Source organism: Paracoccus sp. PAR01 (assembly GCF_014851995.1).
GTDB lineage: Bacteria > Pseudomonadota > Alphaproteobacteria > Rhodobacterales > Rhodobacteraceae > Paracoccus > Paracoccus litorisediminis.
Genome location: NZ_JACVAW010000002.1, coordinates 96,072 through 108,846, shown reverse-complemented (window position 1 = coordinate 108,846; position 12,775 = coordinate 96,072). Strand labels below are relative to the sequence as shown.

The window sequence follows — 12,775 nt, the reverse complement described above, 5'->3', positions numbered from 1 at the left end:
TGGACTGACCCAACGCCCTTGGATCAGCTACGGATCCCCTTGAAGCGATCCTGCCATTCGTCGCGATCCTCGTCGCTGATCTTGGCGAACAGCACCTCGGGCGTGGTGAAGGCATGACCGGCGGGCAGCGTTGCCAGCGCCGTACGGGCGTCCACGGGCCAGTCGCGGTCATCGGTCTGCATCGCCGCCAGCATCGCATCCGCCGCGAAGGGGATGAAGGGCGCAGACAGCACCGCGTAAAGGCGGATCAGGTTCAGGCCCAGACGCACCTGCATCGCGGCCTTTTCCGGGTCGGTCTTGAAGGTCGACCAAGGCGCCGCCGATTGCAGATATTCGTTGCCCAGCACCCAGATCGCGCGCAGTTCACCAGCCGATTTGCGGATCTCCATCCCGTCCATGAAGCCTTCATAGGCGCGGATGCGGGCGGTCAGGGCGTCAAGCAGGGCCTCTTCTTCGGGGCCATAGCTGCCGCCCTCGGGGATGACCTCGCCGAATTTGCTGCGGCAGAATTTGGTGATGCGGCTGACGAAGTTCCCCAGCACATCGGCCAGATCCTTGTTCACCGATTGCTGGAAGTTATCCCAGGTGAATTCGCTGTCACCGGATTCCGGGGCGTGGCTCAGCAGCCACCAGCGCCAGTAATCGGCGGGCAGGATCGACAAAGCCTGATCCATGAACACGCCGCGACCTTGCGAGGTGCTGAACTGGCCGCCGTCATAGGTGAGGTAGTTGAAGGACTTGATGTAATCGACCAGCTTCCACGGCTCACCCGAGCCGATGATGGTCGCAGGGAAGCTAAGCGTATGGAAAGGCACGTTATCCTTGCCCATGAACTGGGTATAGGTCACGTCCTCGGCACCCTCGTCCAGACGCCACCAGCGGCGCCATTCGCTGTCGGGTAGGCCCTTGGCGTCGGTCCCTTCGGCGGTACCGGCGATATATTCGACCGGCGCGTCGAACCAGACATAGAAGACCTTGCCCTCCATCCCCGGCCAAGGCTGGTCTCCTTTCTGGACCGGGATGCCCCAATCCAGATCGCGGGTGATGCCACGGTCCTGCAACCCGTCACCGTCGTTCAGCCATTTCCGGGCAATCGAGGTGGTCAGGATCGGCCAGTCTTTCTTGCTGTCGATCCATTCTGCGATCTGGTCCTTCAGCGCGCGCTGGCGCAGGTAAAGGTGCTTGGTCGCGCGAACCTCAAGATTGGTCGAGCCGCTGATCGCCGAGCGCGGGTTGATCAGATCGGTCGGGTCAAGCTGCTTGGTGCAGTTCTCGCATTGGTCGCCGCGCGCCTTATCGTAGCCGCAGTTGGGGCAGGTGCCCTCGATATAGCGGTCGGGCAGGAAGCGGCCGTCATCGATCGAATAGACCTGCTTTTCCTCGACCTCGGCGATCCAGCCGTTTTCATCCAGCTTCCCGGCGAAATGCTGGGTCAGGACGTGGTTGCGCTGGCTGGAGGAGCGACCGAAATGGTCGAAGCTGAGGCCGAAATTGCGCGCGATCCCGGCCTGCACCTCGTGCATTTCGGCGCAATAGATCTCGATCGGCTTTCCGGATTTCTTGGCGGCGAGCTCGGCGGGGGTGCCGTGCTCGTCCGTGGCGCAGATGAACATCACCTCATGCCCCCGCTGGCGCAGGTAGCGCGCATAAAGGTCCGCAGGCAGCTGCGAGCCGACGAGGTTTCCAAGATGCTTGATCCCGTTGATATAGGGGATCGCCGAGGTGATGAGATGCCGGGCCATGGGATGCGTCCTTTTGATCGGCGCCATGTCTAGCCGCGAAGCGTCAAGATGGAAAGTCCTGCGGACATTGCCCCCTCATCCAGCGCAGCGCCGCCCTGCGAACGGTGTGGAAAAGCCAGCGAATGCTGGGGGTGCTGGGTCACTGGCCGTACACCGGCTGCCCAAGTCTGTGCACTGTGAAGGTGCTGCTTGGGAGAGTGCCGGTTAGGGCGGGAGGCCAGCGTCGGGGAGGTATCTGCTTCATGACCCGGACGATCGGACCAGTCGGTCGGCTACGAACTTTGCGATAGAGATGAGCGAAACGGTAAGGGCAGGAGCCATGTATATCATCGAGGAGGGATTAGAGCTCAGGTAGATAACACTTAGCCGCGCCATCATCGATCCAAAGAACAGCTGAAGAAGTCCCAGCTTTGGCAGGAACAGCAGTATTAAGACTGAGCTTGCTGCTTCAATCCGTCCGATACGGGGGCCACGCCCTCGGAATAAGATTGCCAGAAGGATGGCCGCGCCGCCGGACAGCAACCAGATGTATTGGCTTAGTCCGGGTACGATTGAGTCTTGGTCACTTCCAATCATTTACGGCTTCCCAATTGAGGGGCCCGACTTCGGCGCCACACCGTTGGAATTTCTGCCATTATTTCTGATGGAAAGGCAAAGTATTTTTGCAAAACCCTGTCGCCGATCGTTTGGTGCAGAGGCAGCCAAGACTGGCGACCCGAGTTAGCCGCAAAATATACTTTTGTATCGTTTCCAGTATGCGCGGCTTTATCGATATTGTGTTCCCAAAGGCATTGATCGACTGGAGCGTTTTAGGATTCGCGTCGTAAAGCGCTTAGGGTTGCATCAATTGGAAGTCATATATCTCGTTTTATTCATTGCAGTCGTGCTGGCCGTTTTGCTTGGCCGCAAGGGCAGCAAGAAGTCTCGGTCAACGAAAGAACAACCGCGGACACCACGCGAAAACGTCATTCCCTTCGACGCAGGAAGTGCAAAGCCGATCGTGGATCGTCGCATCCTCGAAGGTTCGGCCTTTGTGATTGACGGCGATACGCTGGTCATCCGGAAAACGCAGATACGTCTGTTCGGAATTGATGCCGCCGAGCTGAATCACCCTTACGGGAAGAATGCGAAATGGGCTTTGACCTCGCTCTGCAAGGGGGAAACGATCCGGGCAGAACTCATCGAGCAGGATGTCCACGGTCGGACCGTTGCGAAGTGCTCATTGCGGGATGGTCGTGACCTATCGGCAGAAATGGTCAAGCTGGGCTTGGCGCTGGATTGGGCAAAGTTTTCTGGTGGAAAGTACCGGTCGCTCGAAACGCCGGATGCACGGAAAAAGCTGTGGCTTGCAGATGCGCGTCAAAAGGGGCGTATGGCCGTTTGGGAGCAGTTCGATGCCAAGCAGGCGGCGCGCAACGCAAAATAGCGCAGTTGATGTCAGGTGCTGTCGCCGCCTGAAGTCACGCATGAGCCTGCAGATGTCGCCACGGCGCGCTGCAGGGTGGCGGCGACGCCGGCGCTGAGGGGCTTGGCTCCGGCAAGGATGTCATTGACCGGGAACCAGCCTGCGTCCAGCGCGTCATCGGCGGCGATGGGTTCGCCCGACACATAGTCGCACAGCACCGCCGCCAGCAGGAAATGGAAACGCAGGGCGCCATCGGCCCCGCGTTCGATCATGTCGATATTGTCGATATAGGCGCGCGGCCGGGCGATGACGCCGGTTTCCTCGGCCAGTTCGCGGGCGGCGGCGTCCAGCGCGGTCTCGCCCGGCTCGACATGGCCGCCGGGGAAACCCCAAAGGCCCGCATCCGGCGGATTGCGGCGCTGGACCAGCAGCACGCGCTTGGCCTCCACAAGGACGGCCAGCGCGGCAAGCCGGGGAAAATGCGCCAACTTAGCGCCGACGGTCGCGGCGCGAGCTCATCGGTTGGAAGGCGACGCCGACATGGGCCTCGCAATAGGGTTTTCCGGCTGCCGAGGGCAGGCCGCAGAACCAGAACTTGTCGGTCGCCGGGTCGCCGATCGGCCATTTGCAGGTCCGCTCGGTCAGTTCCATCAACGACAGCTTGCGGGCGCGCTTCTCGACCTCGCGGACCGAGGCCAGCGCCTCGGGGCTGATCTCATTGGCCGAGGGCTGCGGCGGCAGCGGCTGGCCTGCGGGCACGATGGGCCGGCGGTTGAAGTTCACCGGCTGCGGCGCGGGCGCGGCCTCGGGCTGCGGAGCAGCGGCGGCAGCGGGTTTCGGCGCGGGCTCGGGGGCCGGGGTGGGTTTGGGTTGCGGGGCAGGGGCTGCAGCAGCGGTGGGCTGGGGCGCAGGCTTCGCCTCGGGCGCAGCGGGTGCGGCAGGCATTTCGGTTCCGTCCTCGTTTCGGTTTGACAGGCCAAGGCGATGCACCTTGCCGATCACGGCGTTTCTGGTGACGCCACCCAGCTCTTTGGCGATCTGGCTGGCCGACTGGCCTTCGGCCCACATGCGTTTCAGCGTCTCGACGCGCTCATCGGTCCAGGACATGGCTTGCCTTTCCTGCACCGGGTCCATCCCGGCGCTCTCGTGCTAGTGGCTTCAATTCCGCGGAACCCGGTCTTAAACCGGGGATAGCCAGATTTACCTGCCCGAACCCATAAATTCAAGGAGCGCAGATGAGTGTCGTCCAACCCGGCCCCGGTTTTCGACAGATGGGCGTGCGCCGTTTCGGCCGCGTGAACTGGCTAGGCCTGTGGACCTTGGCCCGGCGCGAGATCATGCGCTTCATGAATGTCTGGCAGCAGACCGTCTTTGCGCCGCTGATGACGGCGGGTCTGTTCGTCATGGTTTTCGCCTTAGCGCTGGGGCGCGACCGGGGCGAGGTCATGGGGCTGCCCTATCTGGTCTTTCTGGGACCGGGCATCCTGATGATGACGGTGATCCAGAACGCCTTTGCCAATACCTCGTCCAGCATCATCTCCTCGAAGATGCAGGGAAATATCGTCGACACGCTGATGCCGCCCCTGTCCGCGGCCGAGATCATGGCGGGCTATCTGATCGGGGCCTTGGTGCGGGCGCTGATCGTGGCCGTCGTGATCGCGCTGGGGATGGCGGCGCTGATCGGGCAGGGCATCGCACATCCGCTGATCGCGCTGAGCTTCATCGTGCTGGGAGCGCTGGTGATGGGGGGCTTGGGCATGCTGGGTGCTATTTTTGCCCAGAAATTCGACCAGATGGCCGCGATCACGAATTTCATCGTGACGCCGCTGTCCTTCCTGTCGGGCACATTTTACTCGGTGCAGGCGCTGCCCCAGCCCTTCGCCACGCTGGCGCATTGGAATCCGATCTTTTATCTGATCGACGGGGCGCGTTACGGCATTGCCGGGGTCTCGGACGCGCCGGTCGCACGGGCGCTGGTCGTGTCGGTTCTGACGGCCATGCTGGTGCTTTACGCGGTCTGGCGGTTGCTGTGCTCGGGCCATCGGATGAAGCCGTGAATCCCGTTGCGTGACGCTGCGTTCCGCGCTATGCGACCGGCATGATCATTCGGACCGCATATCACGCCCGTCCCCGACGTTGATTCTTCAGCGTCCGATCCCGCCTGCCTTTCCGTCATTTCCGGGTATTCGCATTTAGCGGCCCATGTCTGCAAAGGGACCACTCCATGATTCCGCATGTCCTGCCGACCTATAACCGTGCCGATCTTGCCTTTGAACGAGGCGAGGGCAGCTGGGCCATCACGACGGATGGGACACGATATCTGGATCTGGGCGCGGGGATCGCGGTCAACGCGCTGGGTCACGCGAATCCGGCACTGGTTGCCGCGCTGACCGAACAGGCCGGGCGGATCTGGCATGTCTCGAACCTGTATCACATCCCCGAGCAGGAACGGCTGGCCGACCTGCTGGTCGAGAACACCTTTGCCGACACCGCCTTCCTGACCAACTCCGGCACCGAGGCGGCCGAGCTTGCGATCAAGATGGTCCGCAAACACTGGGCCGAGCAGGGCGATGACCGTTTCGAGATCCTGACCTTTGAAGGGGCCTTCCACGGCCGCTCGACCGGTGCCATCGCGGCGGCCGGGTCGGAAAAGATGGTCAAGGGCTTTGGTCCGCTGATGCCCGGCTTCCGCCAGCTGCCCTGGGGTGACATGGATGCGCTGAAGGCGGCGATCTCGGACCGCACCGCCGCCGTGATGATTGAGCCGATTCAGGGCGAAGGCGGCATCCGCCCGCTATCCGATGAAGACCTGCGCCTGATACGCGCGCTTTGCGACCAGACCGGCGCGCTGCTGGTTCTGGACGAGGTGCAATGCGGCATGGGCCGGACCGGCAAGCTGTTTGCGCATGAATATGCCGGGGTTGCGCCCGATATCATGATGGTCGCCAAGGGCATCGGCGGCGGTTTCCCGCTGGGCGCGGTGCTGGCCACGGAAAGCGCGGCGGCGGGCATGGTCGCGGGTACGCATGGCTCGACCTATGGCGGCAATCCCTTGGCCTGCGCGGTTGGCGCGAAAGTCATGGAGATCATCGCCGCGCCGGAGTTTCTGGCCGAGGTCAACCGCAAGGCCGGTCTGTTCCGCCAAAAGCTGGAAGGTCTGGTCGCGGCCCATCCCGATGTTTTTGAAGGGATTCGGGGGCAGGGGCTGATGCTGGGGCTGAAATGCCGCGTCGCGCCGGGCGATCTGGTCAAGGCAGGCTATGCCGAACAGATCCTGACGGTGCCTGCGGCGGATGACACCCTGCGCCTGCTACCGCCGCTGAACATCAGCGACGAAGACATCTCTGAGGCGGTGGCCCGGCTGGACCGGGCGGCCGGCAGGTTGGATGGATAGGTTCGGCTTCCGGCCTGTCACGCGCGCCGATCTGCCCCTGCTGGCGGATTGGCTGCGCCTGCCCGAGGTCGCGCGCTGGTGGCGCGGGGCCGAGACGCAGCTGGCCGGGATCGCCGAGGATCTGGACGAACCCGCGATGCGGCAATGGCTGGTGCTGGAACATGGCGCGGCCATTGCCTATGCGCAGGTCTATCCGGCGCATCACTGGAACGCGCCGCATTTCCACGATCTGCCCGCCGATGCGCTGGCGATCGACTGCTTCTCCGGGCCGGAGGGCTTTGGTCGCGGCGGGCAATGGCTGTCCGCGCTGTCCGATATCCTGCTGGTCGAGGCCTCGGTTCTGGTCATCGACCCCGCGCCGGACAATCACCGCGCCATCCGTGCCTATGAAAAGGCCGGTTTTTCCGGCAGCGATCTGCGGATGACCGAGGATGGCAGCAAGGCGCGTGTGATGACGCGTCTCCGATGAGGCTTTGTCTTTCCCCACCGCGTGAAACGGGCCACGGGCCTTGACCTAACACCGGCAAAGCGGCTTCCTTGCCGGATCAATCCGAAAGACAGTAGCAAATGAACAGTTTTCTCGACATCCACACCACCGACAAGGCCGAGCTGCGGGGCATGATCGATGCGGCGCGTCGGATGAAGGATGCGCGCAACGGCCAGCCGAAAGGGGCACCCGATGCCGATCAGCCGCTAAAGAACCGCATGGTCGCGCTGATTTTCGAAAAGCCCTCGACCCGCACCCGCGTCAGCTTCGATCTGGGCGTGCGCCAGATGGGCGGGCAGACCATGGTGCTGTCGGGCAAGGAAATGCAGCTGGGCCATGGTGAGACCATCGCCGATACCGCCCGCGTGCTGTCGCGCTATGTCGACCTGATCATGATCCGCACCTTCGAGGAAGCGACGCTGCTGGAAATGGCCGAATATGCCAGCGTTCCGGTGATCAATGGGCTGACGAACCGCACCCATCCCTGTCAGGTCATGGCCGATGTGATGACCTTTGAAGAGCATCGCGGCCCGATCGCCGGGCGCAAGGTGGTCTGGTCGGGCGATGGCAACAATGTCTGCGCCAGCATGATCCATGCCGCCGGGCAGTTCGGCTATGACTTCACCTTCACCGGCCCCTCGACGCTGGACCCCGAGGCCGAGGCGCTGGAATTCGCCCGTGCCCAAGGCGTGCAGGCCCTGATCGAGCGTGATCCGGCGAAGGCCGTCGCGGGCGCGGATCTGGTGGTGACCGATACCTGGGTCTCGATGCATGATCCGCAATCGGCACGTGAGCGGCGTCATAACCAGCTGCGCGGCTATCAGGTCAATGAGGCGCTGATGGCGCAGGCCAAGTCCGACGCGCTGTTCATGCATTGCCTGCCCGCGCATCGCGACGATGAGGTCACGAGCGCGGTGATGGATGGGCCGAATTCGGTGATTTTCGACGAGGCCGAGAACCGGTTGCATGCGCAAAAGGCCGTCATGCGCTGGTGTCTGGGGCTGTAACGTAGCTTTGGGGGCTCTGCCCCCGCCGCGCGTGCCGCGCGACTCCCCCGGGATATTTGGGCAAGAAAGAATTGGGCGCGGCTGTGAGGCCGCGCCCTTTTGCTTTTCTTAGTTTTCGCGGAAGGCGCGGATGAAATAATCGCTGAGGGGTTTGACCAGATAGGCGAAGGGGCTGCGTTCGCCGGTCTGGACATAGACTTCGACCGGCATGCCGGGGATGAGGCTGAGCCCTTCCAGCTTGGCGCGTTCCTGCTGCGGTATGGTGACCTCGGCACGGTAATAGGGGACGTGCGTGGTCTGGTCGACCAGCGTATCGGGCGACACGCGGCTGAGGATGCCGTCGATCTCGGGCGTGGTGCGCGACGAGAAGGACGAGAAGCGCAGCACCACCTGCTGGCCGGGATGGACCTCATCGATATTGATCGTGGCGATGCGGGCGGCGACGACCAGCGGTCGGTCCTGCGGGATGATGTACAGGATCGGGTCCGCGGCGCGGATGACCGAGCGGGGCGTCGTGATCTGCAATTCCTGCACAACGCCGGCGACGGGGGCGCGGATTTCAAGCCGGGCGATCTGTTCGGTCAGCGAACGGCGGCGCTCGGCCAGTTCAAGCTCGCGATAGCCGAGGTCGCGCAGCTCGGTTTCGGCCTCTTGCCGATAGGCTGCGGATTTTTCCAGACGTGACAGGTCGATCTCGGCCAGCTGGGTTTCTGCCTGAGCGCGATTGGCGGTCGCCTCGCCCAGAAGTCCGTCCAGCCTTGCGGCCTCGCGTTCCAGTGCCAACACGCGCGAAGCCTGCGCGAGGCCCTTTTCCAGCAGCGAGCGCTGGTCGCGCAATTCCTGCGAGATGAAGTCGCGCTGCTGCTGCAGGGCGACCGACTGGGCGTCGATGCCGCGGATCTGCGATTGCACCTGTTCGGACTGTTTCGAAAGCTGGCCCAGAGATTGGGTCAGGGTGTCCAGCCGGGCGCGGAACAGGCTGGCCTGTCCCTCCATGAGATTGGCAAGCTCGGGGCGGGTGCTGGCCTGACGGGTCAGCTCCTCGGGGAAGGCGATGTCCTTTATGTCGGCGCGCTCGGCTTCCAGACGGCCACGGCGGGCGAGTATTTCGAAATACTGACCCTCGACGATGGTCAGTTCTGTGCCCAGAAGCGCGCCGTCCAGCCGGATCAGAACCTGTCCTGCCGCGACGCTTTCGCCCTCATGCACAAGGATTTCCGAGACGACGCCACCATCCGGATGCTGGACGATCTGGCGGCGCTGCTCGACCTCGACCTGGCCCGAGGCGACGACCGCCCCGGCGATGCGTGCGCCAACCGACCAGAGGCCGAAGCCGCCGATCAGCAGGGCCAGCGCGAACAGCCCGAGCGCGACCGAGCCCCGCGCCGACCAGTCGGGGCGGACCGGGGGCGGTGGGGGCGGACTGGGCACTTTGGCGGGACCCGAGGTGCTGGCGGGGGTGGCGGCGATGGGCAGGTCGGGGGCTGCGGGTCGGGGATCGGTCATGACACGCCTCCGCCCTGGCCTTGGGCGCGGTTGATCTGGTCGGCATTGCGGACCATGGATTTCAGAACGTCGTCGCGTGGCCCAAACGCCCGGCGCATGCCCTGATCCATCATCAGAAGCAGTTCGCATTCATGGATGGCAGCGGGACGATGCGCCATGATGATCACCGCGCCGCCGCGCGCCTTGATGCTGCGGATCGCCGTGTTCAGCGCTGCCGAGCCTTCGTTGTCGAGGTTGGAGTTCGGCTCATCCAGAACGAACAGGACGGGATCGGCATAGAGCGCGCGCGCCAGGCCGATGCGCTGGATCTGCCCGCCCGAAAGCCGCCCGCCCGCTTGGCTGACCGGGGTGTCATAGCCCTGCGGCAAGTCGAGGATCATCCGATGCGCGGCAGCTGCGGTGGCGGCGGCAACGATCTGGGCAGGATCGGGCTCGGGCGAGAGGCGGGCGATGTTTTCGGCGATGGTGCCGTCGAACAGCGTCACCTGCTGGGGCAGGTAGCCGATCAGGCTGCCCAGCACATCGGGATCGTATTGATCCAAGGTCGCGCCATCCATCCGGATCGAGCCGCCTGCGACGGGCCATGCGCCGATCAGCGCACGGGCCAGCGTCGATTTTCCAGCGCCTGACGGTCCGATCACGCCCATGGCCTGACCGGGGGCGATGTCGAAGCTGACGCCGCGCAGGATCGCCACATTCTGTCCCGGCGGCACGACGGTAAGGTTACGGACCTCGATCCTGGCGGCGGGGCGCGGCAGGGGGGTGCGCGTCACGGCAGGTGGACGGCGCGACAGCAGCGCGCCCAGCCGTTTCCAGCCATCCTGCGCCCGTTGCACGATGGGCCAGCCGCCGACGATCTGCTCGACCGGAGCCAGCGCCCGACCCATCAGGATCGACGAGGCGATCATCGCGCCCGGCGTCACTTCCTGGCGCAGGACCAGATAGGCCCCGGCGGCCAGAAGCGCGCTTTGCAGGAACAGGCGGAAGCTGCGCGAAAAGACGGTGAAGGCGGCGGCGCGGTCCTGCCCCTCGATCGTGGCGGCGGTGGCGCGGTCGCGGGCAGTTTGCCAGCGGCGGAAGGTCGCCCGGCGCATGCCGAGCGCGCCGATCAGCTCACCTTCATCCCGGAACAGGTCGGACATGCGATCCGACGATTGCGAGGCGATCGCCGCCCTTTGCAGCGAATCGCGGCTGAGTATCTGGTTGAGAAGGGTCGAGCCGACAAGGATCACCAGCCCGGCGGTGGCGACAGCCCCCAGAAGCGGGTGAAAGACATAGACCGCGGCTAGGAAGAACGGCGCCCATGGAATGTCGAACAAGGCCATCAGCACCGGTGAGCCGATCAGGCGCTGCACGGCCTCAAGATCGCGCATGCCGCCCTTGGTCGCGGCCTCGGAGCCGGTGGCGCTGCCATCCTGCAGGGCGGCGGTAAAGACCCGCCCTTCCAGACGGTCCTGAAAACGCGCGGCGACGCGGGCCATGACCCGGCTGCGCGCCAGATCCAGCAACCCCATCAACAAAAACAGGATTACCACCAGCAGGAACAGCGCGGTCAGCGTTTCCAGCGAGCGACTGGCCAGCACCCGGTCATAGACCTGCATCATGAACAGCGGTCCGGTCAGCATCAGCAGGTTCACCGCAAAGGAGAACAGCCCGACAAACCCGAAGAGGCGCCACGATCCGGCGCGCGCGCGGCGCAGCTCGGAAAGTCCGTCGTGATGTATCGGCGGCGAAGCCATGCCGGTTTTCCCCTTGTTCCTTCCGACCCGTCTTGTCGGTTCCGGTTACAGCGCATATCCCAAAAGCTGTGACGATCAACGGTTGAATATGCCTGACGGTCGAAACCTGCCTATAACAGCTGAAGGTTGCCAGAAGATTGACCTGCAAGATGATCCTCGCCGCCACGGCGATTGCCGGGCTTGCCGCATGCAGTGGGAATCCGGGGGCCGAGGGCATCAACGATCCCTATGAGCCGATGAACCGGCAGGTCCACGCCTTTAACCGGGGGCTGGACGCCAATGTCATCAAGCCCGCGACCTCGGGCATGTCCTCGGGCGGGGACAAGCCGGGGGTGGGCAGCTACGCGCTGCAGGGCATCGGAAACTTTGGCTCGAACCTGGCGCAGCCGGGCAAGGCGCTGAACCATGTGCTTCAAGGCCGGGCCGAGCCTGCGGTCAAGACGACCTTCCGTTTCCTTGTGAACTCGACGCTGGGGCTTGCGGGTTTCCTTGATCCGGCGACGGCGGATTTCGCCCTGCCCGAGCAGGATACCGATTTCGGCCAGACGCTGGCTGTCTGGGGCGTGCCCGAGGGGGCCTATCTGGAACTGCCGCTGCTAGGTCCCTCGACCGAGCGCGACACGGTGGGTAGAGTTGTCGATCTGGTGATCGACCCGATGCATGCCGTGCTGAACCTTGACGAATGGCTGATCGGGCTGGGCGCGCGCGCCGTGTCAAAAGCCGGTGAGCGGGCGCGTTTCAGCGATTCCGTCGATTCCATCCTGCATGAAAGCGCCGATAGTTATGCGCAGACGCGGCTGATCTGGTTGCAGCATCGCCGCCATGAACTTGGCGAAGAAGGAGACGAGATTGACCCTTATGCCGAATGAGACACGCCGCGGCTTTCTGGGGCTGATCGGGGCGGGTATCGCCCTGACGGCCATGCCCGCGCAGGCGCTGGACACCGCGCAGGCCAGTTCGCTGGTGCAGAAGTCGCTGGACGAGGTCTATGCCGTGATCAATTCCGGCCAGCCCTCGGCGCAGATGTACAAATCCTTCGAGGCGATCTTTGCGCGCTATGCCGATGTCGACATCATCGCGCGTTCGGCGCTGGGTCCGGCGGCGCGGCAGGCCAGCCCGGCCGAATTCGCGGCCTACAAGCAGGCCTTCCAGGGCTATATCGGGCGCAAATACGGCAAGCGTTTCCGCGAGTTCGTCGGGTCCAAGATCGAGGTGACCGGGGCACGCCCGGTGAAGTCCTTCTTTGCGGTGACTTCGGTCGCCTATCTCAAGGGGCGCAGCCCGATGGAGGTCGAGTGGCATGTCTCGGACAAGTCCGGGAAAAGCCGCTATTTCAACATCATCATCGAGGGGGTGAACATGCTCGCCTCGGAGCGGGCCGAGGTCGGCGCCATGCTGGCCCGGCGCAAGGGCGACATGGCCGGGTTGACCGCCGATCTGCAAAAGGCGGGCTGACACCGCCACGGGTGAATGGAAAAGGCCGGTCGTAAGACCG

Annotated in this window: 12 protein-coding genes; 7 read left to right on the top strand and 5 right to left on the bottom strand. The window is 63.9% G+C overall.

Translation table 11 applies throughout. The features are described from left to right. Window positions 1-23: 23 nt before the first annotated feature. On the bottom strand, window positions 24-1,742 hold the full coding sequence (metG, locus tag IB235_RS05630; protein WP_192336004.1) for a methionine--tRNA ligase: 1,719 nt from the start codon (window positions 1,740-1,742) through the stop codon (window positions 24-26). 739 nt (window positions 1,743-2,481) lie between these two features. Here metG and IB235_RS25010 point away from each other — a divergent pair. Further along, window positions 2,482-3,168, top strand: a complete 687-nt coding sequence (locus IB235_RS25010) for a thermonuclease family protein (RefSeq protein WP_225612082.1) — start codon at window positions 2,482-2,484, stop codon at window positions 3,166-3,168. Between the two features lie 11 nt (window positions 3,169-3,179). Here IB235_RS25010 and IB235_RS05620 read toward each other — a convergent pair whose 3' ends face one another. Together IB235_RS05620 and IB235_RS05615 are read right to left on the bottom strand one after the other, a co-directional pair. Beyond that, window positions 3,180-3,635, bottom strand: a complete 456-nt coding sequence (locus IB235_RS05620; RefSeq protein WP_192336003.1) for an NUDIX hydrolase — start codon at window positions 3,633-3,635, stop codon at window positions 3,180-3,182. A gap of 1 nt (window position 3,636) precedes the next feature. Next, the gene (locus IB235_RS05615; RefSeq protein WP_155038623.1) at window positions 3,637-4,254 is read right to left on the bottom strand and encodes a GcrA family cell cycle regulator; all 618 of its coding nucleotides are present in this window, start codon (window positions 4,252-4,254) and stop codon (window positions 3,637-3,639) included. Between the two features lie 128 nt (window positions 4,255-4,382). Here IB235_RS05615 and IB235_RS05610 point away from each other — a divergent pair, with 128 nt between their 5' ends. The 4 genes from IB235_RS05610 to argF all read left to right on the top strand — a co-directional run bounded on the left by IB235_RS05610 (window position 4,383) and on the right by argF (window position 8,035). Continuing rightward, window positions 4,383-5,204, top strand: coding sequence for an ABC transporter permease (locus tag IB235_RS05610; RefSeq protein ID WP_225612081.1), 822 nt, complete (start codon window positions 4,383-4,385; stop codon window positions 5,202-5,204). Window positions 5,205-5,371: 167 nt separating this feature from the next. Continuing rightward, window positions 5,372-6,541, top strand: coding sequence for an aspartate aminotransferase family protein (locus IB235_RS05605; RefSeq protein ID WP_192336002.1), 1,170 nt, complete (start codon window positions 5,372-5,374; stop codon window positions 6,539-6,541). After that, window positions 6,534-7,010 carry a GNAT family N-acetyltransferase gene (locus IB235_RS05600; RefSeq protein WP_192336001.1) on the top strand — a complete coding sequence of 159 codons (477 nt, stop codon included), beginning with the start codon at window positions 6,534-6,536 and terminating at the stop codon, window positions 7,008-7,010. The genes IB235_RS05605 and IB235_RS05600 overlap by 8 nt, the downstream gene beginning before the upstream one ends. Before the next feature lie 98 nt (window positions 7,011-7,108). Beyond that, window positions 7,109-8,035: an ornithine carbamoyltransferase gene (gene argF / locus IB235_RS05595; RefSeq protein ID WP_155038620.1), complete on the top strand. Its 927-nt coding sequence runs from the start codon at window positions 7,109-7,111 to the stop codon at window positions 8,033-8,035. 108 nt (window positions 8,036-8,143) lie between these two features. Here argF and IB235_RS05590 read toward each other — a convergent pair whose 3' ends face one another. Further along, a complete protein-coding gene (locus IB235_RS05590) occupies window positions 8,144-9,541 on the bottom strand; it encodes an HlyD family type I secretion periplasmic adaptor subunit (RefSeq protein WP_192336000.1) in 1,398 nt (465 codons plus the stop codon). After that, entirely contained in the window at window positions 9,538-11,280 is a 1,743-nt protein-coding gene (locus IB235_RS05585) for a type I secretion system permease/ATPase (RefSeq protein WP_192335999.1), read from the bottom strand. The genes IB235_RS05590 and IB235_RS05585 overlap by 4 nt, the downstream gene beginning before the upstream one ends. Before the next feature lie 149 nt (window positions 11,281-11,429). On the opposite strand from IB235_RS05585, the gene IB235_RS05580 reads away from it, so the two are divergent. Then, a complete protein-coding gene (locus tag IB235_RS05580; protein ID WP_155039209.1) occupies window positions 11,430-12,149 on the top strand; it encodes a VacJ family lipoprotein in 720 nt (239 codons plus the stop codon). Further along, entirely contained in the window at window positions 12,139-12,735 is a 597-nt protein-coding gene (locus tag IB235_RS05575) for a phospholipid-binding protein MlaC (protein WP_192336227.1), read from the top strand. Before IB235_RS05580 ends, IB235_RS05575 begins: the two co-directional genes overlap by 11 nt. The last annotated feature ends 40 nt before the right edge of the window (window positions 12,736-12,775 follow it).

Bases quoted from the DNA above. Each gene is read 5' to 3' on its own strand.
- metG (WP_192336004.1), bottom strand. From the start codon at position 1,742: ATGGCCCGGCATCTCATCACCTCGGCGATCCCCTATATCAACGGGATC.
- IB235_RS05615 (WP_155038623.1), bottom strand. From the start codon at position 4,254: ATGTCCTGGACCGATGAGCGCGTCGAGACGCTGAAACGCATGTGGGCC.
- IB235_RS05610 (WP_225612081.1), top strand. From the start codon at position 4,383: ATGAGTGTCGTCCAACCCGGCCCCGGTTTTCGACAGATGGGCGTGCGC.
- IB235_RS05605 (WP_192336002.1), top strand. From the start codon at position 5,372: ATGATTCCGCATGTCCTGCCGACCTATAACCGTGCCGATCTTGCCTTT.
- IB235_RS05600 (WP_192336001.1), top strand. From the start codon at position 6,534: ATGGATAGGTTCGGCTTCCGGCCTGTCACGCGCGCCGATCTGCCCCTG.
- argF (WP_155038620.1), top strand. From the start codon at position 7,109: ATGAACAGTTTTCTCGACATCCACACCACCGACAAGGCCGAGCTGCGG.
- IB235_RS05590 (WP_192336000.1), bottom strand. From the start codon at position 9,541: ATGACCGATCCCCGACCCGCAGCCCCCGACCTGCCCATCGCCGCCACC.
- IB235_RS05585 (WP_192335999.1), bottom strand. From the start codon at position 11,280: ATGGCTTCGCCGCCGATACATCACGACGGACTTTCCGAGCTGCGCCGC.
- IB235_RS05580 (WP_155039209.1), top strand. From the start codon at position 11,430: ATGATCCTCGCCGCCACGGCGATTGCCGGGCTTGCCGCATGCAGTGGG.
- IB235_RS05575 (WP_192336227.1), top strand. From the start codon at position 12,139: ATGCCGAATGAGACACGCCGCGGCTTTCTGGGGCTGATCGGGGCGGGT.